15 protein-coding genes are annotated in these 23,182 nt (G+C 31.7%); 11 read left to right on the top strand and 4 right to left on the bottom strand.

Annotated elements, in window-relative coordinates; genetic code table 11:
* Positions 1-15 precede the first annotated feature (15 nt).
* Complete coding sequence (gene lpdA, locus H0I28_RS15290) at positions 16-1,416, bottom strand: dihydrolipoyl dehydrogenase (RefSeq protein ID WP_218755020.1); 1,401 nt, start codon at positions 1,414-1,416, stop codon at positions 16-18.
* 162 nt (positions 1,417-1,578) lie between these two features.
* Here lpdA and H0I28_RS15295 point away from each other — a divergent pair, with 162 nt between their 5' ends.
* Positions 1,579-2,841 (top strand): glycosyltransferase, encoded by a 1,263-nt coding sequence (locus tag H0I28_RS15295; protein WP_254712795.1) that lies wholly within the window; start codon positions 1,579-1,581, stop codon positions 2,839-2,841.
* 16 nt (positions 2,842-2,857) lie between these two features.
* On the opposite strand, the gene H0I28_RS15300 is transcribed toward H0I28_RS15295, so the two are convergent.
* Both H0I28_RS15300 and H0I28_RS15305 read right to left on the bottom strand, forming a co-directional pair.
* Entirely contained in the window at positions 2,858-4,480 is a 1,623-nt protein-coding gene (locus H0I28_RS15300; RefSeq protein WP_254712796.1) for a glycoside hydrolase family 10 protein, read from the bottom strand.
* 51 nt (positions 4,481-4,531) lie between these two features.
* Positions 4,532-5,281 carry a DeoR/GlpR family DNA-binding transcription regulator gene (locus H0I28_RS15305; RefSeq protein ID WP_218755021.1) on the bottom strand — a complete coding sequence of 250 codons (750 nt, stop codon included), beginning with the start codon at positions 5,279-5,281 and terminating at the stop codon, positions 4,532-4,534.
* 378 nt (positions 5,282-5,659) lie between these two features.
* On the opposite strand from H0I28_RS15305, the gene H0I28_RS15310 reads away from it, so the two are divergent.
* From H0I28_RS15310 to H0I28_RS15355, 10 genes are all read left to right on the top strand, one after another.
* On the top strand, positions 5,660-8,848 hold the full coding sequence (locus H0I28_RS15310) for a SusC/RagA family TonB-linked outer membrane protein (protein WP_218759637.1): 3,189 nt from the start codon (positions 5,660-5,662) through the stop codon (positions 8,846-8,848).
* A gap of 11 nt (positions 8,849-8,859) precedes the next feature.
* Positions 8,860-10,356 carry a SusD/RagB family nutrient-binding outer membrane lipoprotein gene (locus H0I28_RS15315; RefSeq protein ID WP_218759638.1) on the top strand — a complete coding sequence of 499 codons (1,497 nt, stop codon included), beginning with the start codon at positions 8,860-8,862 and terminating at the stop codon, positions 10,354-10,356.
* Between the two features lie 194 nt (positions 10,357-10,550).
* Positions 10,551-11,054: a hypothetical protein gene (locus H0I28_RS15320; protein WP_218732295.1), complete on the top strand. Its 504-nt coding sequence runs from the start codon at positions 10,551-10,553 to the stop codon at positions 11,052-11,054.
* A 9-nt stretch (positions 11,055-11,063) separates the two neighbouring features.
* Positions 11,064-13,073: an N-acetylmuramoyl-L-alanine amidase gene (locus H0I28_RS15325; RefSeq protein WP_218759639.1), complete on the top strand. Its 2,010-nt coding sequence runs from the start codon at positions 11,064-11,066 to the stop codon at positions 13,071-13,073.
* A 51-nt stretch (positions 13,074-13,124) separates the two neighbouring features.
* The gene (locus H0I28_RS15330; protein ID WP_218759640.1) at positions 13,125-14,582 is read left to right on the top strand and encodes a sodium:solute symporter; all 1,458 of its coding nucleotides are present in this window, start codon (positions 13,125-13,127) and stop codon (positions 14,580-14,582) included.
* The gene (murQ, locus tag H0I28_RS15335) at positions 14,572-15,393 is read left to right on the top strand and encodes an N-acetylmuramic acid 6-phosphate etherase (protein WP_218755026.1); all 822 of its coding nucleotides are present in this window, start codon (positions 14,572-14,574) and stop codon (positions 15,391-15,393) included. Before H0I28_RS15330 ends, murQ begins: the two co-directional genes overlap by 11 nt.
* 14 nt (positions 15,394-15,407) lie before the next feature.
* Entirely contained in the window at positions 15,408-16,514 is a 1,107-nt protein-coding gene (locus H0I28_RS15340) for an acyltransferase family protein (RefSeq protein ID WP_218759641.1), read from the top strand.
* A gap of 9 nt (positions 16,515-16,523) precedes the next feature.
* Positions 16,524-18,215: a glycoside hydrolase family 3 protein gene (locus tag H0I28_RS15345; RefSeq protein WP_218759642.1), complete on the top strand. Its 1,692-nt coding sequence runs from the start codon at positions 16,524-16,526 to the stop codon at positions 18,213-18,215.
* Positions 18,216-18,277: 62 nt separating this feature from the next.
* On the top strand, positions 18,278-19,744 hold the full coding sequence (locus H0I28_RS15350; protein WP_218759643.1) for a glycosyl hydrolase family 18 protein: 1,467 nt from the start codon (positions 18,278-18,280) through the stop codon (positions 19,742-19,744).
* 9 nt (positions 19,745-19,753) lie between these two features.
* Positions 19,754-20,962, top strand: coding sequence for an exo-beta-N-acetylmuramidase NamZ domain-containing protein (locus H0I28_RS15355; RefSeq protein ID WP_218759644.1), 1,209 nt, complete (start codon positions 19,754-19,756; stop codon positions 20,960-20,962).
* A gap of 97 nt (positions 20,963-21,059) precedes the next feature.
* Here H0I28_RS15355 and H0I28_RS15360 read toward each other — a convergent pair whose 3' ends face one another.
* Positions 21,060-23,075 carry a M3 family metallopeptidase gene (locus H0I28_RS15360; protein ID WP_218759645.1) on the bottom strand — a complete coding sequence of 672 codons (2,016 nt, stop codon included), beginning with the start codon at positions 23,073-23,075 and terminating at the stop codon, positions 21,060-21,062.
* Positions 23,076-23,182 lie beyond the last annotated feature (107 nt).

A 23,182-nucleotide genomic window follows, 5' to 3' on the forward strand; every position in this document is an offset into this window, starting at 1 on the left:
ATATATTTTTACTGATTAAGCATTTAAAGGCTTACCGTCCCAAGCAGCTTTAGCAGCTTCTTTTACCGCTTCAGAATATGTTGGGTGACCATGACAAATTCTTGCTAAGTCTTCTGCCGATGCTCTGTATTCCATTGCAACTGCAGCTTCCATAATTAAATCTGCAACACGTGCACCAACCATGTGAACTCCTAAAATTTCATCTGTATTTTTATCTGCAATAACTTTTACAAAACCATCTGTATCTCCACTTGCACGAGACCTACCTAAAGCTCTCATAGAGAATTTACCAACTTTGTAATCTACTTTTGCATCTTTTAATTCTTGCTCTGTTTTACCTACAGCAGCAACTTCTGGCCAAGTGTACACAATACCAGGAATTAAATTATAATCGATATGTGGTTTCTCGCCAGCTAAATATTCAGCAACAACAACACCTTCTTCTTCTGCCTTGTGAGCTAACATTGCTCCTTTAACTACATCACCAATTGCGTAAATATTAGAAACATTTGTTTGTAAATGATCGTTTGTAGTAACTTGACCACGCTCGTTAACTTCTACACCAATTTTTTCTAAACCTAAGCCTTCTGTATATGCTTTTCTACCAACAGCAACCAAACAATAATCTCCAGTAAAAGTAACTTCTTCACCTTTTTTGTTATTTGCTTTTACGGTAACTTCATCACCATTTCTTTCTACAGAAGTAACACCATGACTTACAGCAAACTTAATACCTTGTTTCTTTAAAACTTTTGTAAGTTCTTTAGAAACATCAGCATCCATAGTTGGCGTAATTTTTGGCGCATATTCTACAACAGTAACATCTGCTCCCAAACGTTTGTAAACCGTACCTAACTCTAAACCAATAACTCCACCACCAATTACAATTAAATGTTTTGGTACTTCAGGTAATTTTAAAGCTTCGGTAGAAGTAATTACACGCTCTTTGTCTAAAGAAATAAATGGTAAAGTAGACGGTTTAGAACCCGTTGCAATAATAATATTAGTTCCTTCAATTATTTCTGAAGAACCATCATTTTTAGTAATCTTTACATGTGTTGCATCTTCAAAAGAACCTAAACCTTCAAAAACATCAACATTGTTTTTGTCCATTAAATATGTGATTCCTCCGGTAGTTGTTTCTACAACTTTGGCTTTTCTTTCTACCATTTTACCGAAATCAAACGTAGGGTTTTCAACAGAAATTCCATGTTCGTCAAAATGGTTAACAGCATCATAATAATGATGAGAAGAATCTAATAATGCTTTAGATGGAATACATCCAACATTTAAACAAGTTCCTCCTAAAGTTGAATATTTTTCAATAATTGCTACTTTTTTACCTAATTGAGATGCTCTAACTGCAGAAATGTATCCTCCAGGACCAGATCCAATTACAATAATATCGTATTTCATGATTGCGTTTTTTTGCGTAAAGTGTAACCTTTCGCTTTGTTTCTTATATTGATGAACAAAAATACATATATTTTCATAGAATAAAGTAAGAAATAAGTAGTTTTACCAATCTGAATTTCTTAAATTTTAGCTAAATAAGTTTTAAAAAGAAAAGGGTTTTAAATGAAAAATGATTTGAAAGAATTGACAATACAAAATGTTTTAATTATTGGTTACGTTTGGGTTGAGCCAAACTCTTCTGCTGCCGGAAGTAGAATGATGCAATTAATTGAGCAGTTTTTAAAACATAATTTTAAAATAACTTTTGCTTCTCCTGCGCAAAAAAGTGAAAAAGCTACAAGTTTAAATTCTTTAGGGATTGATGAAGTTTCTATTGAATTAAACAATGCTTCTTTTGATGATTTTATAAAAGAGTTACAACCAACAATTGTCATGTTCGATCGTTTTATGATGGAAGAACAATTTGGTTGGCGCGTTGCGGAAAATTGCCCGAATGCAATTCGGATTTTAGATACGGAAGATTTACATTTTCTACGAAAAACACGTCATCAACAATTAAAAAAAGGAGAAGAATTTACAACAGAAGCATTATTAAAATCTGATGATGCAAAAAGAGAAATAGCCTCTATTTTACGTTGCGACATGAGTTTGATTATCTCTACGTATGAAATAGATTTATTAAAATCTGTTTTTAAGGTTGATGAAAAAATCTTGTATTATCTACCTTTTTTATTAGATAGGATTGATGAAAATCAACAAGGAAAATGGAAGTCTTTTGATGAAAGAGCAAATTTTGTGTTTATTGGTAATTTCTTTCACAAACCAAATGTGGACGCTGTTTTAACTTTGAAAACAGAAATTTGGAGTGAAATTAGAGAGCAACTTCCAAAAGCAGAAGTTCATATTTATGGAGCGTATGCGAGCCAACAAATAAATCAATTACATAATAAAAAAGAAGGTTTTATAGTAAAAGGCTTTGCAGAAGACGCTAAAGAAGTGGTGAGAAATGCGAGACTTGTTTTAGCTCCGTTACGTTTTGGAGCAGGAATAAAAGGAAAACTGACCGAAGCCATGATTTGTGGAACACCAAGCGTAACTACAGAAATTGGAGCAGAAGGAATGTGTGATAGATTTCCTTGGAATGGTTTTGTAGAAAATGATTTTTCTGATTTTGCATTGATTTCCGCAGAACTATATCGAAATAAAAATATGTGGAAAAGTCATCAATTAACAGGAGCTGAAATTATCAATGAAATATATGATAAAGAGAAGTTAGGTGTGCTTTTTATCAATCAAATAAAAGAAATTCAAGAAAATTTAGAACAACACAGAACTCAGAATTTTTTAGGGAATTTATTACAACATCAAACGTTACAAGCTACAAAATACATGAGTAAATGGATTGAAGCTAAGAATAGTATTTAGTAATTTGTTTTAATTTCTATAATTTAATTTCCTTTACAATACTCTCGTTTCCAAATTTATCAACAGCGGTTATGGCAATTGCTTTTAAGTTGCTTCTTAAATTTTTATTATCAACCTTAACTAAAGGTATGTTTTGTGAATTGGTAAAATTACCATGAATACTATAATCCCATTTAGAGTTGTATTTGTAATACACTACCCAATTGGCAATTTTATCAATATGTTTATGTGCCCAAGTTACCGATAAATTGTCTTTATCTTTAGAGTAATTTACAGTTGGAGCTTCAGGTGCTGTTGTGCTTAACCAAGGATAACTAGGTGTTAATGCTTGCTTTTTATAAGGACCATTAAAAATTGCTTCCGTAAGTTCTGGTGAATCAATTAAAGGAGCAATGCTCCAATGCACGGTTCCTGGAGATTTTGAGGTCATTCCACGCGTAATCATAATCTGATTGATGACTTCGTCAATGGCTTCTTCTCCCTTTTTTCTACCAATACTCATTCCTGGCCAAAGATGTCTTTCTTTAGTGTTTTCTCCTATCCACCAATTTAATAAAACAGGAAAACTAACCTCCATTCTATTAATTGGCCAATACAATTGCGGTGTAAAATAATCGATCCAACCTTCGTTCAGCCAAAGTTTTGCATCTGCATATAGCTCGCTATATTGGTCAAAACCAGCAGTTACTGATGCAGGATAATTAGGTCTCCAAAATCCAAATGGACTAATTCCGAATTTTACGTTAGGTTTTGTTTCTTTTATGTTTGTGTAAATACTTTTAATGAATTGGTTTACATTGTCTCGTCTCCAATTATCTCTTTTTAATTTTCCACCAGTGTTTAAGTATGCTTTCCAGCTTTTATCATCAGGAAAATCTTTATTGTTGTTGTAAGAAGGATATGGGTAAAAATAATCATCAAAATGAATTCCGTCTACATTATATCTTTCAACAATATCCATAACAACTTTGTAACTATGGTTTTGCGTTTTTTTATTTCCTGGATCTAGCCAATAAAAACCAGTTTCTAGTTTTACAGCTAATTCTGGTTGTTTGTTAACAATAGAAGCTGCTGTTACTTCGCCTCCGGTGGTGTGGTGCGCTCTATAAGGGTTTAACCAGGCATGTAATTCTAGTCCTCTTTTATGCGCTTCTTTAATCCAAAATTCTAAAGGATCATAATATGGAGAAGGTGCTTTACCTTGCGTTCCTGTTAAAAAATAAGACCAAGGTTCTAGGTCGCTTTTATACATGGCATCTGCCTGTGGTCTAACTTGTAATACAACGGCGTTAAAATTATTTTTATGGAGAAGGTCTAATAATTTAATAGCTTCCTCTTTTTGTTGTTTGCTAGAAAGACCTCGTTTACTTGGCCAGTTTATGTTAGCGACACTAGCAATCCAAGCAGCTCTGAATTCTCTTTCTGGAGCAGGAACTACCCTTTTTTTTAGGTCAATAATTTTTTCGACTTCAATGTTATTTTCAACTTCAATATTTTTGTCAATTTCAATGCTTTTTTGAGTTTCATTGCCTTTTTTTACATCTTTATTATAAATTTTTTTACTACAACTAATAAATAGTAAAGTAAATAAAGCAATAATATATATTGATTTGGTGTTTTTATAAAAAAGCATTTTCATTAATGTTGTTGTGTTTATTCTAATAATCGCTCCTTTTTTTCTTAATGAATATTACATTAAAACTAAGCCAGAGTCAATATAGGGTTTTAATATAGGGTCATCTAGTTCTAAATCTGTAATGGCAATATCTATTTCTTTAAGTGGGCAAATATCATAATTTAGTCTGATATTTAGTTTGTTGGAAGTAGATAAGTACACATTGCGTTCAGAAGAATCAATCATTGCTTTTTTAACCAAGGCAACCTCGTATCCTTCACCTGTAATTCCTTGTTCTGCATTAAAAGCACTTACGCCTATAAAGCAAAGGTTTGCAGTAATGTTAGATAAATATTGAATTACATCTATACCAGTTGTTACCATCGAGTTTCTTTGTATTCTACCACCAATAAAAATAGTTTCAATAGTTGCGTGTTCTGCCAATTGCATTGCAATTGGTAAGCTATATGTATAAATGGTTGCTTTTAAATTTTTTGGAAATAATTTTGCTAACATCAAATTTGTAGTACCTCCACTCATTATAATAACCATTCCGTCTTCTACTAAAGTAATTGCTTTCTTAGCAATAACAACTTTTTCTTCTCTTTTGTAGATTACATCTTCATTGTAATGGTAGAGTTTTTGCATGGTAGAAATTGCTCCTCCATGTACTTTGGTTAGTAGACCTTTCTTGTCTAATTCCTTTATATCTCTTCTAATAGTGTCTTCTGAAACATTTAGTTTTTCAGCCAAAAAAGTAGAACTTACCTGTCTGTTAATACTTACTTCATCTACTACTTTCTGCTGTCTCTCTTTCTTTTTCATAAAAAAATGATTTTTTCAAAAGTAAGATTTTATTTAACCATTTTGCAAATGCTTTTTGTTTAAAAAGATTTTTTTTTGCCGTTTTTTTTGCGTTTTTGCAATTAAAAACGCAAAAATTAACTAATTTTCAATTAATGTTAAATGAAGCAAGTTTTGTTCATTTTCCTTAGTGATACATTCATTTATTGTTGTATTTGGTTGATTTTGTGCTTATTTAGTAATTTTTGATAATTCTTAAAATCGCAATGGATGCGTGTTTTTTTCTTGAAATATTTAATTTTTCGAATAATTTTATTAAATATTGCAAATTCATGCAATTAACTTGCAGCTTTTTGTTTTTTTTATATCTTTACCTTAAATAATTCAAATTTAAACTAGATGAAAAAAAATTACAAACTAACATTGTCCTTGATAGTGTTTTTGATTGTGCAAAGTACATTTGCTCAATTAAAGACTATTTCGGGAGTTGTTACAGAGAAAGGCAGTGAAATACCGTTGCCGGAAGTTAGCGTTTTTATTAGTCAAATTAATAAGGGTAGTGTTACCGACTTTGATGGGAATTATTCTATTAAGGCTGAAGATTTAAAAGGAAAAACAATTGCCTTTAGTTATCTTGGTTATAAAACGGTTACAATAACCTTAACTGGAGAAAATCAAGTTATAAACGCAGAGTTAGAAGCGGATGCTACTGGTTTAGATGAGATTGTGGTTACCGCACTTGGTATTAAAAGAGCGGCGAAATCTTTAGGGTATTCTTTAACGGAAGTTGGTGGAGAAGATATGTCTGCAGTAAAAAGCACAAGTGCTGTTAATTCTTTACAGGGTAGAGTTGCTGGTGTAAATATTTCTGCAGGTAGTGGAGGAGCTGCTGGGTCTAGTAGGGTAATTATTCGTGGAGCAAGTTCGTTAACAGGAAACAACCAACCTTTATATGTAATTGACGGAATTCCTATTATTAACAATACAAACGGTTCTGTAGTTGGTGCAACCAATGATGGAACAGGAGATGGAGGAGATGATATTTCTTCATTAAACCCAGATGATATAGAGAGTGTTTCCGTTTTAAAAGGAAGTTCGGCTGCCGCACTTTACGGTTCTTTAGCATCTAACGGGGTTATTATGATTACTACAAAATCAGGAAAAGGTCAAAAAAGAATGGGCGTAGAGCTTTCTAGTTCTTTTACTTTTGATAAAATTAATACTGATTTACAAAATTTTCAAACTACTTACGGACAAGGGAATAATAGATTAAAACCAGGTTACGAGTATGATGGTAGTGGTCAGCCAGTAGAAATTTCTAATATAGCCAATGCAATTGATGATTCTTTTGTAAGTTCTTTACAATCTTGGGGAGATAAATTAGATGGCTCAATGGTTTATAATTGGGATGGTACTAAAAGACCTTATTCTAATACAGGAAATAACCTAGATAAATTTTATAACGTAGGTTCTACAGTTATAAACACAGTAGCATTATCAAAAGGAGGAGAGGAATATAATTATCGTTTGTCTTTTTCTAATTTAGATAATGATGATATTTTTCCGAATACGACTTTAAATAGAAAGTCAATGTCATTAAATGCTTCTGCAAATATTACTCCTAAATTAACATCTACAGTTAATGCTAAATATGTTATTGAAAAAGTACATAATCGTATTAATATTGGAGATACACCAGGGAATGCTAATACAGTAGCCTATGTGTTGCCAAGCAGTTTAAATATTACAGACTTACAACCAGGCTTTAATGAGGAAGGTACAGAGCTGTTATTTCAACCAAGTCAGTTTATTTCTAACCCATATTGGGCAACAGATGCTTTTAATAATGATGATAAAAAAAATAGGTTTACAGCATCTACATCTTTAAAATATGATTTTAATGATTGGTTATATGTAACTGGTCGTGCAGGTATAGATACGTATGATTTAAGTAGAAGAAGAGTAACACCTTTCGGAACAGCATACAGACCAGCTGGTGAAATGACGCAAGCAAAATCTACGTATACATTGTTTAATGGAGACTTAATGTTAGGTATTGATAAAGCTTTAACAGAAAAAATTTCTACAAGCTCAATTATCGGAGCAAATACAAGAACATCATCATTCGAATCTTTAAGTGCATTGGGTAGAGGTTTTATTGTAGAAGGTTTAGAAGATATTAATAATACAACTTTACCAGAGCCAACTTTTGGATATTCAAAAACAAAAACAAATTCACTTTATGGGTCTTTTGAAGTAAGTTATGATAAGTATTTTTACTTAACATTTACAGGAAGAAATGATTGGTTCTCTACACTATCTTTTCCTGGGAAAACAACTCCAAATAATGGTTTTTACTGGTCTCTAAGTCAGAGTTTGTTATTAAACGAATTGTTTGATTTACCAGAACAGGTTAATTATGCTAAATTTAGAGCAAGTTACGCACAAGTTGCCGGTGGAGCCAGTAATGCATATAGTTTAAATTTAGATTATGCAATTACAGGTTCTTTTCAAGGACAATCTTTTGGGCAGTTAAATGGTAATTCTATTCCTAATCCTAACTTAGTTCCTTTTCAAAAAAATGAATTTGAAGTAGGTTTTGACGGACGTTTCTTTCAAAATCGTTTAAATTTAGATGTTGCTTATTATCAAAATCAAACTACCAATGATATTGTAAGTGCTTCTGCATCTCAATCATCTGGTTTTACTTCATCAATTCTTAATATTGGAGAACTTCAAAATAAAGGGTTTGAATTTTTAATAGGTGGTACTCCAATTAAAACTGAAGATTTTTCATGGTACACTTCTTTTAATTTTGGATATAATGACAGTGAAATCGTTCACACAGATGATGAGGATACTGCTATTAATGTTGATGGTAGCCAGACGCGTTCTAGAACAGCAATTATTTCTCATATAGTTGGCGAAAATTATGGTGTAATTTGGGGTTCTTCGTACAAAAGAGATGCTGATGGTAACATCATGTACAATACAACAGGTTCTATTCCGAAACCAATTCAGGGAGAAAATAAAATTTTAGGACAAGGTGTTGCACCATATACTTTAGGTTTTTCTAACTCTTTTAAATACAAAGACTTTTCATTAAACTTTTTAATTGATGCTAAGTTTGGCGGAAGTGTTCATTCTGGTACTAACAGAGAGTTAATGATGCGAGGTTTGCATGAAAAAACATTAGAAGGTAGAGAAGATGGTTTAGTGGTATCTGGTATAGATGATGCGACAGGAAACCCATTTACAATGACAGTAGCACCAGAAAACTTAAGAACTTATTATGGTTTTATTGGTGAAGAAAACTCTGGTATTTCAGAAGAGTTTGTTTATAGTACAGATTTTATAAAATTTAGAGAATTAAGTGTAGCTTATAGTTTCCCGAAAAAAACGTTAGAAAATATTTTTGTAAGTGATGTAAGGCTTTCTTTAATAGGAAGAAACCTATTTTATATTTCTAAAAAAATAGATAATGTAGATCCAGAAGCTTCATTAAACAATTTAAACTCTCAGGGTATAGAAAGATTCGGAACACCATCAACTAGAAGTTATGGATTCGCAATAAATGTTAAATTTTAAAAAAACAGATCATGAAAAAAATATTTATTTCATTCATAATTATAATGTTTACTTTAAGTGCTTGTGACGATGGTTTCGAAGAACTTAATGTAAATCCAACAAAACCAGTACAATTAGATCCTTCTACAAAATTCACCTATGTTCAGTTATATACAGGTGGTAGTAGTTATGTAGCCTATTTATTTTGGAATATAATTCACTTAATGCAAAACGTACAACATTTAAATAATACGTCGTATGCATCATTTTTATATAAAGAAGGAAACACACATTGGTTATTTGAAGAGCAATTTAGTACTACGGTAAAAAATATTGCAGATTTAGAAGCGCAATTAGAGTTAAGTACAGAGCCAACTGCAACTATGGATTTAGCAATTACTAAAGTGCAAAAAGTATTAATTTTTAGTAGAATTACAGATGTGTATGGAGATATTCCTTACAGTGAAGCTGGTAAAGGTTTTTTAGAAGGAATTCGTTTTCCTAAATATGATAAGCAAAGTGCTATTTATGCAGACATGTTATTGTCTTTAGAGAGTGCAACCGCAACTTTAAGTGCTGGCGGAACAAGTTCTTTTGGTTCTGCAGATTTAATGTTTTCGGGTGATGTTGCAAAATGGAATAAGTTTGCAAATTCATTAATGTTACGTTTAGCACTTCGAATGGTAAAAGTAGATGAAGCTGCTGCTAAATCTTGGGCAACCAAAGCAATTGATGGAGGTGTAATGACAAGCAATGAGGATATTGCATATATTCAATATGAAAACTCTGCAAATGATGGAGGACCAAACGTAAACCCATTAACAAAAGGTTTTACTTCTAGAGCATCTACACAAGTTAAGATTTCTAAAACTTTCATGGATTTTATGAAAACAAGAAACGACCCAAGAGTTTCTGTTTTAGCATCTACAGTTGATGGAAATACTGATTTTGCATTACAATTTGGACAAGATATCAACGATGAAACAAGGGGTGAAGCAAACTCTAAACCAAATATTAACATTTTTGGAGGTTCTGGAACTGTAATTTACGATGCACCATTTTTCTTTCAAACGTATGCAGAAGTAGAGTTTATGTTAGCAGAATCTGCAGAACGTTGGGGTTTCGCTGGAGGATCATCAAATGTGGAAACGCATTATAATGCAGGTGTAACAGCGGCAATGCAATATTTATCTATGTATGGAAGTGCTGCAGATATTACAACTACTCAAATAAATGATTATTTAAGTGCTAATCCGTTTGTGCCAACGCAAGCTTTAAAAATGATAAATGAGCAATATTGGGTAGCTACTTTTGGTAATGGTTTAGAAACTTTTTCTAACTGGAAAAGATCAGGCTATCCAGAATTAGTTCCTGCAAATGTAGCAGCAACGCTTACCAATGGAGAAATTCCTAGAAGACTTCCTTATCCAGCATCCGAAAAATTAAATAATTCGACCAATGTTGAAGCTGCAATAGCTGTACAAGGAGGAGATCTTTTAACCACAAGAATGTGGTGGGATAAAAATTAATTATAAAGCGAGTCCCCCAACTAATTAATTTAATGTTTGTTTTTTTTATTTTTTTTGAATTAGTAAGGGGTGAGATGGTATGAAAGTCGATTCTCACTCCTTATTTTAAAGAATTTAATTTGAAGTCAAATATAGGAGAACTAATTTTTTAATATATAACTATTTAAGAGGATAAGAATTAAGATTGTATACATATGAAAAATCATAAATCAATAATACCTTACTTTATTATCCTTTTACTTTTACTTAGTAATTGTAAAGATAATTCTAAGAAACAAGTGGAGGAGAGTAACGTGGAGGTTCAGCCGAAGGTTACTACACAAACTACACCGAACAACAATGAAGTTTCCATTGTCAAAGAAGACAATGTTTTTGTTATTGATCAAACTTTTTCAAAGGAAGATGATCAAAAAAATATAATAGGAAAACCTGTAGAGGTTGATTTATCCACAACATCAGGGGCTATGCTTTCAGCGTATTCTAAATATAATGATGATTATACAGTTTTTTATAAAACTCTAGAAAATGATGCTTGGTCTGATTGGGTAGAACTTAAGGAAAATGATCATGTCGAAAATCCAAACCGTAAAGTCTTTTCGCCACAAAATTTAAAAACTTCGGTACAAAAAGTCCAATTTAAATCAAGTAAAATAACAAAAAGTGAAGTGATATTTAGAATATACACATTTGAAAAATAATCTCCCTTTATGAAAAAAATAATATTCTTATTCGTTCTTATGTCATCGTATTTTTGTTTTGCAGATTGTACGCAACCTGACTTTTGTGGAAGAGCTTGTTGGGATACAAATGGTACGCGTCCTGCTCAAACAAGTCCCAGTTACACAACCCCTACTCATATTATAGTGCACCATACCGGAGATGGAATTGTTTTTCCAGCGAATACTAATTACTCAGAAAAAATCAGGTATTATTGGGATTTACATGTAAACACCAACGGATGGTCTGATCTTGGGTACAATTGGTTAATCGATAGAAATGGTGTTATTTACGAAGGAAGAGGAAATGGTGTTGCTGGAGCACATTTTAGTGGACATAATGCAGGGACAATGGGTGTTTGTATGATTGGTGATTTTACTTTAGAATCTCCTTCTGCAAAAGCTTTAACTTCTTTAAAGAATATAATATCTTGGGAGGCAACAGATAAAAATATAGATGTCGCAGGTGCTAGTTATCATGCATCATCGGGTCTTAACTTAAACAATGTTTCAGGTCATAAAGATGGTGGAGCAACCGCTTGTCCTGGTACAGATCTTTATAATTTATTACCAAGTATTAGAACTTCTATAAGTGCGTTTTCATGTTATACAGATACAACTCCAGCACCAGGTTTAGATTGCTCAAGTGCAATAGAACTAAGTAATGGTGTTACTTATTCAGGAAGTAGCTCTACGGCTGGTTCAAAAGTTTCTACTTTCGGGTGCAACTCTTGGACAGAAACAGGTCCGGAAAGAGTTCATAAAATAACACCTACGGCAGACGGTACAATAACAGTTAGTTTATCTAATTTTTCAGGAGATTTAGATGTTTATATTTTAGGAAGTTGCGATCCTTCAGATTGTTTAGGAGCCGTAAGTTCGTCATCAGCAACCTTTGAAAATGGTATTGCAGGGCAAACGTATTATTTAGTTGTAGATGCAGATGATGGTAGTGGAGGTGCGTACGATATTGTAGCAACATATTCAGAAGCAGTAATTGCTGAAGATGTAACAATTTCAAATGGACTTGTAAATATAACAAGCGTAAATGCAGGTGAAACTATAGATGTTTCAGCTACACAAAATTATTCAGGTTCTCAACTCGCTGCAGATTTACCAACTATTCATCTTGGTTATTATTTATCTACAGACTGTAATTTGAGTTCAAATGATGTTTTACTTGGAGAAAGTAGTTCTAATTTAGGTAGTGATAATGCATATCAAAATGAGAGTAAAACGCTTACCATTCCTAATAATACTTCTGATGGAACTTATTTTATCCTCTTTTCCGCAGATAATAAAGGTGGATTAACCGAAAGTGATGAGACTAATAATGTAAGTTGCATACAAATTACAATAAATAGTACTGAAGAGTCAGCAGATATAAAGGTGATAAATACAACTGTAAGTCCATTAGTTGTAAATGCAGGAAATAACATTAATGTTACTGCTACACAAAGTTATTCAGGGGCTCAATTGTCTACTAATTTACCAAGTTTTAGTCTTGGTTATTACTTGTCTACGGATTGTGATTTGAGTGAGAATGATGTTTTACTTGGAGAGAGTAGTTCTAATCTTGGTAGTGATAGTACTTCTCAAAACGAGAGTGAAACTCTTACTATTCCTAATAATACCGCTGCTGGAACTTATTTTATCCTATTTTCTGCTGATAATGAAGGTAAACTAACCGAAAGTGATGAGGTTAATAATACCAATTGTATTCAGATTAAGGTAGACGCAGCTTTGGCAAATGTAGATTATCAATTTAAAAATCAATTAAGTGTTTTTCCAAATCCTACATCAGACATTATAAATATAAAGGCAAATATCAATTTGGTTATTAATAAACTTTATATCTATAATTTAAATGGACGTTTAATAAAAGAAAGTACATCTGATTTGAATAAAATTAATATTTCAGAATTTTCTAAAGGAATCTATTTATTAAAAGTGGTGGGTAATGAAGATGAAACAGCCGTTTTTAGAATTATTAAAAAGTAAAAATATTTTAATCGACAGATTTAGATTTTAAAACGTTAAACAATAAAGTACATGAATTCAACCATAATTTTATTAATCATTATCTCTTATTTTGGAGTATTAATGTTAATATCTCACTTTGCTTCAAAAAATACAAGTGATGATTCTTTTTACACCGGAGATAGAAAATCTCCATGGCAAGTAGTTGCTTTTGGAATGATTGGAGCTGTAATGTCTGGTGTTACATTTGTCTCTATTCCAGGAATGGTAAGTAATAATTATTTCTATTATTTACAATTTGTTTTTGGTAATGTAGTCGGATATATTTTTATCACGTATGTGTTAATTCCTATTTATTACAATTTACAACTCGTTTCTATTTATAGTTATTTAGAAACAAGATTTGGTCCTAGAACCTATAAAACAGGTTCCTTATTTTTTCTGATATCTCAATCGTTTGGTGCTGCTTTAAGATTATTGTTAGCAGCAAAAATTTTACAATATGCCGTATTTGATGAGTTGAATATTCCGTTTTTCTTAACGGTAATTATCATATTGATTTTAATATGGATGTACACAAACAAATCTGGTATTAAAACAATTGTTTGGACAGATACGCTTCAAACATTTTTTCTATTATTGGCAGCAGTTGTATCGATATATATCATTAAAGATTCTTTAAATTTAAGTTTTTCAGAAACCATAACATCTGTTACAAACCATAAATATTTTAAGGTTTTTAATTGGGATTTTAATTCTGGTAGCAATTTCTTTAAGCAGTTTATTTCAGGGATTTTAATTGCAGTTGCCATGGTTGGTTTAGATCAAAATATGATGCAGAAAACATTAACCTGTAAAAGCAAAAAAGAAGCACAGCGTAACATTCTTACCTTTAGTTTATTCTTGGCCTTAGCACAATTTCTATTTTTAGGTTTAGGAGTGATGTTGTATTTATATGCAGAAAAATTCGGAATTCAATTAGAAATAGAAAACGGTCAATTTATTCATACCGATAACTTATTTCCAATGCTTTCTTTGGGGAGTTTTGGTACAGTAGCAGCAATCAGTTTTATTTTAGGAATTACGGCTGCTTCATTTTCTAGTGTAGATTCATCATTAACGGCGTTAACTACATCCTTTACACATGATTTTTTAGATATTACTCATAAAAATTCAAAAGAAAAAAAACGTCTTAAAAATTATGTTTTACTTGCTTTCTCTATTGTAATCTTCATTATTATAATGTTGTTTTCAGGAAGTAAAGGAGACGTAATTACAACAATTTTTAAAGTGGCAGGCTATACGTATGGTCCTTTATTAGGGCTTTACCTTTTGGGTATTTTCACTAAAATAAAAATAAAAGATACGGCTGTACCTTATGTCTGTGTTTTAATGCCATTACTTACTTATTACATAAATTACATAGTTAAAGTTAAGTTTTCATTTGATTTAGGTTTTATGAACATTTTATTAAATGCATGCCTTACTATACTATGTTTAATCCTTATACGAAACAAAAATGACGAATAAATTAACTACAGAGCAAGCATCAGATTATAATAATTTAGAGCAGATGAGTACCACAGAGTTACTCACAAATATGAATACAGAGGATAAATTGGTTCCTTTGGCAATTGAAAAGGCAATTCCATCTATACATAAACTTGTAGATGTGATTCATAAAAAAATGAGCAACGGAGGACGTCTGTTTTATATTGGAGCAGGAACAAGCGGAAGGTTGGGAGTTTTAGATGCATCAGAATGCCCACCAACGTATGGCGTTTCTGATAATTGGGTAATCGGAATTATTGCCGGTGGAGATATTGCACTTAGAAAAGCAGTAGAAAATGCCGAAGATGATACCGAATTAGCTTGGGAAACTTTACAAGAACATAATATATCAGATAAAGATGTTTTAATAGGAATTGCAGCTTCTGGTACTACACCTTACGTAATAGGAGGTATGCAAAAAGCAAAAGAACAGAACATCGTTACGGGTTGTATTACGTGTAATGAAGGTTCTCCTGTTGCGTTAGAAGCAGATTATCCTATAGAATTAGTAGTTGGGCCAGAATTTGTAACAGGAAGCACAAGAATGAAAGCAGGAACTGCTCAGAAATTGGCTTTAAATATGATTTCTACAACGGTTATGATAAAACTAGGCAGAGTAAAAGGAAACAAAATGGTAGACATGCAGCTTTCTAATAAAAAACTAGTTTCTAGAGGTGTAAAAATGGTGATGGATGAATTAAATATTGATACAGAATTAGCAAGTAAATTATTGAAACAACATAAAAGTGTTCGGAAATCTATAGAAGCATATAAAGAAGTCGTGAAATAGGACATTCTATAAAGATGGAAAAAAAAGAAAGATTAATAGCGTTAGATGTTCTAAGAGGCATTACAATTGCCTCTATGATTTTGGTGAATACACCCGGCAGTTGGTCTTATGTTTATTGGCCATTGTTACATGCAAAATGGAATGGTTTTACGCCAACAGATGCTGTTTTTCCTTTTTTTTTATTTATTGTAGGGGTTTCCATACATTTTGCTTTTAAAAACTTTAGAGAAAATGAGCATAAAAGAGCACTCAAAAAGATCGTTAAAAGAACTTTAATAATTTTTGCTATCGGATTGTTTTTAAATTTATTTCCAAAATTTAATTTTGAAACGGTTCGGTATTTTGGAGTATTACAAAGAATAGCAATTGCCTACGGTATAGGTGCTACTCTTTGTTTGTTCTTCAATAAAAGAAATCTAATCTATATAACGGTATTTATTTTACTCGGATATTGGGCTATTTTATATTTCTTTATTCCCGAAAATCCTTTTGGTCCACAAACGAATTTAGTAGGTAAAATAGATTTGTATTTATTTGGATCAGATCATATATGGAAAGGGCTAGGTTTTCCTTTTGATCCAGAAGGATTATTATCTACGTTACCATCAATTGCAACAGTACTTATTGGGAGTTTAACGGGTAGTTTTTTAAGTAAACGATCTGAGAATAGTACTAAAATAGTTACACTTTTAAGTTACGGAATTGGGCTTGTTCTACTCGGTTACATTTGGGGTTTTGTGTTTCCTATTAATAAATCGCTTTGGTCAAGTACGTTTGTTTGTTTTTCCGCAGGATGGGCAATGCTATTATTGGCATTTTTAATATGGGTTATCGACGAAAAAAAATACACAGCATGGTCTAAACCATTTATCCATTTTGGTACAAATCCTTTATTCATTTTTGTGTTTTCTGGTTTGTTTGCAAAAACGATCATTTATTTAATAAAAATCACCAATTCACAAGGAGAAGCTATATCAGCAAAACAATATTTATATCAAGATATATTTGTCCCTATTGCCGGAAATATGAATGGGTCACTTCTTTTTGCAGTTGCTCATATTGTCTTTTTCTGGTGTTTAGTGTATCTATTGTACAGAAATAAAATATTTATAAAAATTTAATTACTAAAAATGAAAAAATTAATTACTACACTCTTAGTCTTATTATTCGTTGTTTCAAGTTGCGATAAAAAACAAGCGGTAAACAAATCATCAGAAGATACGGAACGAACAAAATGGGTAGATAGCATCTATAATAAAATGACTTTAAAAGAAAAAGTTGGTCAATTGTTTATGATTGCAGCCTATTCTAATAAAGATCAAAAACATACGGATTCTCTTAATAAATTAATTAAAGAATACGCCATTGGTGGATTGGTGTTTTTTCAAGGAGGACCAGTAAGACAGGCAAAGCAAACAAACTTATATCAAGCTACATCTAAAGTACCTTTGTTAATTGCAATGGATGCAGAATGGGGGTTAAATATGCGTTTAGATAGCACTGTAAGATTTCCGTATAACATGACGTTAGGTGCTGTGCAAGACAATGATTTGGTGATGAAGGTTGGTGAGAAAATAGGCGAACACTGCAGTCGTTTAGGCGTTCATATAAATTTTGCTCCTGTGGTAGATATCAATACAAATTCTAAAAATCCAATAATTGGTGTGCGTTCTTTTTCTGAAGATAAATATAACGTAACGGAGAAAGCATTGGCTTATACAGAAGGGATGCAGAGTCAGAATGTATTGGCGTGTGCAAAACATTTTCCAGGACATGGAGATACCGATAAAGATTCTCATAAAACGCTTCCAACTGTTACACTTTCTAAAGAAAGAATAGATTCAGTAGAAATGTATCCGTATAAAAAATTATTCAAAAACAATATGGCTGGTGTAATGGTTGGTCACTTAAATGTACCGAGTTTAGAAAAAAACGACGGTCTACCTTCTTCTTTATCTCATGAAATTGTAACTAATATTTTAAAGGAAAGACTTCAGTTTAAAGGGTTAATATTTACAGATGCATTAGAGATGAAAGGAGTATCTACTTTTAAAGAACCAGGTGATGTAGATTTAGCGGCATTTAAAGCAGGGAATGATGTTTTATTAATGGGAGAAGATGTTTCTAAAGGAATTTCAAAAATTATAGAAGCCTATAATAATAAGGAGGTAACTGAAGAAAGATTAGCACATTCTGTAAAGAAAATTCTAGCATCAAAATTTGATGTTGATTTAAATAATTTTAAACCTATTGAAATAGAAAATCTTATTAGCGATTTAAACGATGAAACAAATGATGTTTTAAATGAAGCTGTTTTTATAGATGCCATTACTGCTTTAAAGAATAATGAAATTCTTCCTATTAAAAAGGATGCAAATGAAAAAATAGCATTTGTAGGTTTAGGTGATGGAAATTCGGCTTCTTTTTTAAATGCTTTAAAATCACACTTAAAAGTAGATGATTTTTCTGATTTAAAACAACCAGAATTGCTTAAAAAACTTAAAACCTATGATAAAGTAATCGTTAGTTACCATCGATTGAATAGTAGATTAACTAAAAAAATATCTGATGAGGATAAATTAAAAATAGAAGAAATAGCAAAAAGTAACAAGGTTGTTTTAGATGTATTTGCAAGTCAATATAGTTTAGAGAATTTAGACTTCGAAAATATAGAAGCAGCTATTATTTCTTATGAAAATACGGATATAGCTCAAAATGTATCTGCCGAAATAATTATCGGGAATAAGGATACAAAAGGAAAATTATCAGCATCGCTAAATGATGAGTTTATTGCTGGTGTAGGAATTGAAATTTTAAAATAAAAACAACTTAAGACAGATTCATATTGTAAAAAACTAAAACTACTAACTTAAAACCAAGAATTATGAAACAATTATTACATTTCACAGTAATTTCCTTATTTATCTTTTTCTCTTGTAATAGTCTTTTATCTCAAGAAATTATTAAGAAAGGAATTCATGAATTACAAGCAGAAGAGTTTGGTGGTTCTGCCAAGCATCAAAAAAGTTTAAGTAAAATTGTTTCAGAAATTATTCCTTTGCAAAGCAAAAGCGCAAAAGCATTATCAAAAAAAGTTTTTGGTTTTTTACCTTATTGGGAGCAAAGTAGTGGAGCACATAATAATATTCAATATAATTTATTAACGCATTTGGCCTGTTTTGATTTTAGAGTACAATTAGATGCAGCTATTTCTACACCTCCAGGTTGGCCTTGGACAACAGAAATTAATGCAGCACATGCAGCAGGTACAAAAGTGATAATGACTGTTGTAAATTTTGGAGGAGCAGACGGTGCAGATGCAGTGGCTTGGGAGTTGTTTACAAATACAAGTAAGAAAAATATTTTTTTTGCCAATGTTAAAAATTTAATTGAAACGTATAATTTAGATGGAGTTAATATCGATTTTGAAGGAATAGCAAGTGCGCACAGAGGTGCTGAGTTAAATACGTTTATGGCTGCTTTAACGGCTTATATTCATCAAGAATTACCAGGGAAAGAAGTTTCTTTTGATGGTCCGGCAGTAAATTGGGGAGGTTGGATTATGGATGATTTAGTAGATAGTGTAGATTATTTAATTATAATGGCATACGATTATACGTCTGGTTCATCTGCCAATGCAGGGCCAGTAGCTCCTTTAACACACCACACTTCTTGGAAAAGATTTGTGAAAAGAACCGTAGAAACCGGAACTTATAAAGTGCCTGTTACAAATAATCCAGAAAAGTTAGTGATGGCAATTCCGTATTATGGTCAACATTGGAAAACCGCAACAAATGTTTCTGAATCTGCAACAGTTTCGCATGTTAAATCAACCAGGTATAAAGACACTTCTATAGATGCAAGTGCTTATGGAGGTTGGATATGGAACAGTGATTTTGAGGTTCCGTGGTACACTTGGAATGATGGTGTAAATTGGAATCAGATTTGGGCAGATAATGAATTGAGTATTTCAAAAAAATACGATTTGGCAATAGAAAATAATTTAGGAGGTGTTGGTATTTGGGCTTTAAATTATGATGGAACAAGACCAGAACTTTGGGAATTAATCAATACTAAATTTGGCTCAACGGCTAATGTTCATTCTTATTTGAATGATATTATATCTGTGTACCCTAACCCTACCAATAACATTATTAATATTTCAAATGAAAAAAATATAAAATTCGCTAAAATTGGGGTTTATAATACTTTAGGGGAATTAGTTAAAGAAGTAGGTTTGCAAAAAACAGCTATTGATATCTCTAATTTTTCAAATGGAGTCTACTTTTTAAAAATTGTTGATGAATCGGGTAAACAAGCAACATTAAAAATTTTAAAATCATCTTTATAATTTACAATCATGAAAAATTTAATTATACTATTATCTCTTGTTTTAGTTTCCTGCAATGCTAAGCCTAACAAAGAAAAGCAAACAGAAAAAGCTAGCATGATAGCAGTAAAAGAAGATGTTAAAATTATTGTTGCTGCCAATCAAACAGCAGAGTACTTAGATTTATTGAAAGGTAAAAAAGTAGGTATTGTTGCCAACCAAACAAGTGTTATTTTTAAAGGTGATACAAATGTACATTTGGTAGATTCTTTAGTTTCTTTAGATGTGGAGATTACTAAAGTTTTTGCTCCAGAACATGGTTTTAGAGGAAAGGCAGATGCAGGTGAACATGTAGAAGATCGTATTGATGCTAAAACAGGCTTACCAATTATCTCATTATATGGAGCAAACAGAAAACCATCTCATGAACACTTAAAAGATTTGGATGTAATACTGTTCGATATTCAGGATGTTGGGGTGCGTTTTTACACGTACATCTCTACTTTACATAATGTTATGGAGGTTTGTGCAGAATTAAATATTCCACTGATCGTATTAGACCGACCAAATCCTAATGGGCATTATATTGATGGTCCTATGTTACAAGAAGAAGCAAAAAGTTTTGTTGGGATGCATCCTGTTCCTACAGTTTATGGAATGACAATTGGAGAATATGGAAAAATGATTAATGGTGAAAAATGGTTGGAAAACGGAATTCAATGTAATCTAACAGTAATTCCTTTAAAGAATTACACACATAATTCTGAGTATGATTTACCAATACTGCCTTCACCAAACTTACCAAATGCAAAATCTATTAATTTGTATCCTAGTTTGTGTTTTTTTGAAGGGACAAATGTTAGTGCAGGTAGAGGTACAGAAATGCAATTTCAAATTTTTGGCTCGCCTTTTTTAGCAAAAGAATCTTTTGACTTTAGTTTTACGCCACAACCTAATTTTGGGGCAAAACATCCAAAGCATGAAGGAGAAGTTTGTTTTGGTACAGATTTGCGAACTCATAAAAAATTAAGCAGTTTAAATTTAGAATGGCTTATAGAATCTTATGCGAAAACAGCTGATAAAGAAAAGTTTTTTAATAATTTTTTTTTAAAATTAGCGGGAACAAAAGAATTACAAGAGCAAATTGAAGCAGGTTTGTCATTCGAAGAAATACAATTAAGTTGGCAAAATGACTTAACTTTTTTTAAGGAAGTTAGAAAAATGTACGTATTATATTAACTACTTGTTGTAAAGTATAAATGGAAAGAAAGTAAAAGATATTCAGTCGTATTTTTTAGTCAAAAATGTACTAAAAACTACGACTGAAAACTAAATATTAAATTAAACCTGCTCTTCTTAAAAGCGCATCTGGTTTTGGTTCTTTTCCTCTAAAACGTTTGTACAATTCCATAGGTTTTTCTGTTCCTCCTTTAGAAAGTATATTGTCTTTAAACTTAGTTGCAACTTCTTTGTTAAAAATTCCTTCTTCTAAGAAATATTCAAAAGCATCTGCATCTAAAACTTCTGCCCATTTGTAAGAATAATATCCTGCAGAATATCCTCCTTGAAAAATATGAGAAAAAGCAGTGCTCATACAGTTTTCTGCAACATCAGGATATAATTTTGTGTTTGCAAAAGCTGCGTTTTCAAATTCTTTGATTGATGTAATTTCTGATGGATCTTGTCCATGCCATTGCATATCTAAAAGACCAAAACTAAGCTGACGTAAGGTTTGCATTCCTTCATGAAAACTTGCAGATTCTTTAATTTTCTCTACATATTTCATCGGAATAACTTCTCCTGTTTCATAATGCTTTGCAAACAATTCTAACGCTTCTTTTTCGAAACACCAGTTTTCTAAAACCTGACTTGGTAATTCTACAAAATCCCAAGAAACAGAGGTTCCAGATAAGCTATTGTAGGTTGTGTTTGCTAACATTCCGTGTAATGCATGACCAAATTCATGAAACAAGGTTGTAACCTCGTTAAACGTTAATAAAGACGGTTTGGTTGCGGTTGGTTTGGTAAAGTTACAAACAATAGAAACCTGTGGTCTTTCGTTAATTCCGTTTTTAATTTGTTGAGATTTGTAACTCGTCATCCACGCACCATTTCTTTTTCCTTTTCTTGGATGAAAATCAGCATAAAAATGCGATACAAAATTTCCGTTTGCATCTGTTACGTTATATGTTTTAACATCTTCATGGTATTTGTCGATGTTATTTATTTCTTCAAATTTTAAATCATATAATCGGTTGGCAATTTCAAAAACACCATCAATTACATTTTCTAATTTAAAATATGGCTTTAAAGCTTCTTGGTCTAAATCGAATAATTCTTTCTTCAGTTTTTCTGAATAGTAAGAACCATCCCATTTTTCAAGTTGGTCTATGCCGTCTAATTTCTTCGCGAAGTTTTCTAAATTTTCAAATTCTTTTAAAGCAGCAGGTTTAGCTTTTTCTAAAAGATTGTTAGAGAATTCAATTACTTTTTCTGGCGTTTCTGCCATTCTTTCTTCTAAAACAAAATGAGCATGTGTTTTGTATCTCAATAAATTAGCTCTTTTTTGACGAAGGTTTACAATGTCTAAAACAACTTGTTCATTATTAAATTCATTATCTTGAAACGCTTTTTTACCAGCAGCAATGGCCATTTTTTTACGTAATTCTCTGTTGTCAGCATACGTTAAAAAAGGAATGTAACTTGGGTAGTCTAAGGTAAAAACATAACCATCTTTATCTCTAGAATTTGCAACTTCTTTTGCTGCTTCTTTTTCGCTTTCTGGCAAACCAGCTACATCTTTTTCATCAGTTAAATGAAGTTCAAAAGCATGCGTTTCTGCCAATACGTTTTCTCCGAATTTTAAAGATAATTTAGAAAGCTGCGCATCAATTTCACGAAGCTTTGTTTTATCAGCTTCATTTAAGTTAGCACCATTTCTAGCAAAGCTTTTATATTGCTTCTCTAAAAGCATAGTTTGTTCTGGAGTTAAATCTAAATTTTCTTTAGCATCAAAAACCGATTTTACTCTTTTAAACAAAGCTTCGTTTAAAGTAATATCATTACTAAACTCACTTAACCAAGGAGAAACTTCTTGCGCTATTTTCTGAATTTCATCATTCGTTTCTGCAGAATTTAAATTGAAGAAAATACTGGTAATTTTATTCAATTTTTCACCAGAAAAATCTAAAGCAACCGTTGTATTTTCAAAAGTTGGTTGTTCAACATTATTTATAATTGCATCAATTTCTGCTTTGGCAATTTCAATCCCTTTTTTAATTGCAGGCTTGTAATCTTCATTAGAAATTTTAGAAAAAGGCGGTGTATTAAAATCTTGTAAAAGTGGGTTCATGAATTCTTAGTATATAAAGATCAAAGATAGATATTCTATCAATTTTATGCTTGTAATCAGTAAAAAAACTTCTATTTACCGAATAAATAATTAACTTTATCCAATTT

Source organism: Polaribacter sp. AHE13PA, from assembly GCF_019278505.1.
GTDB lineage: Bacteria > Bacteroidota > Bacteroidia > Flavobacteriales > Flavobacteriaceae > Polaribacter.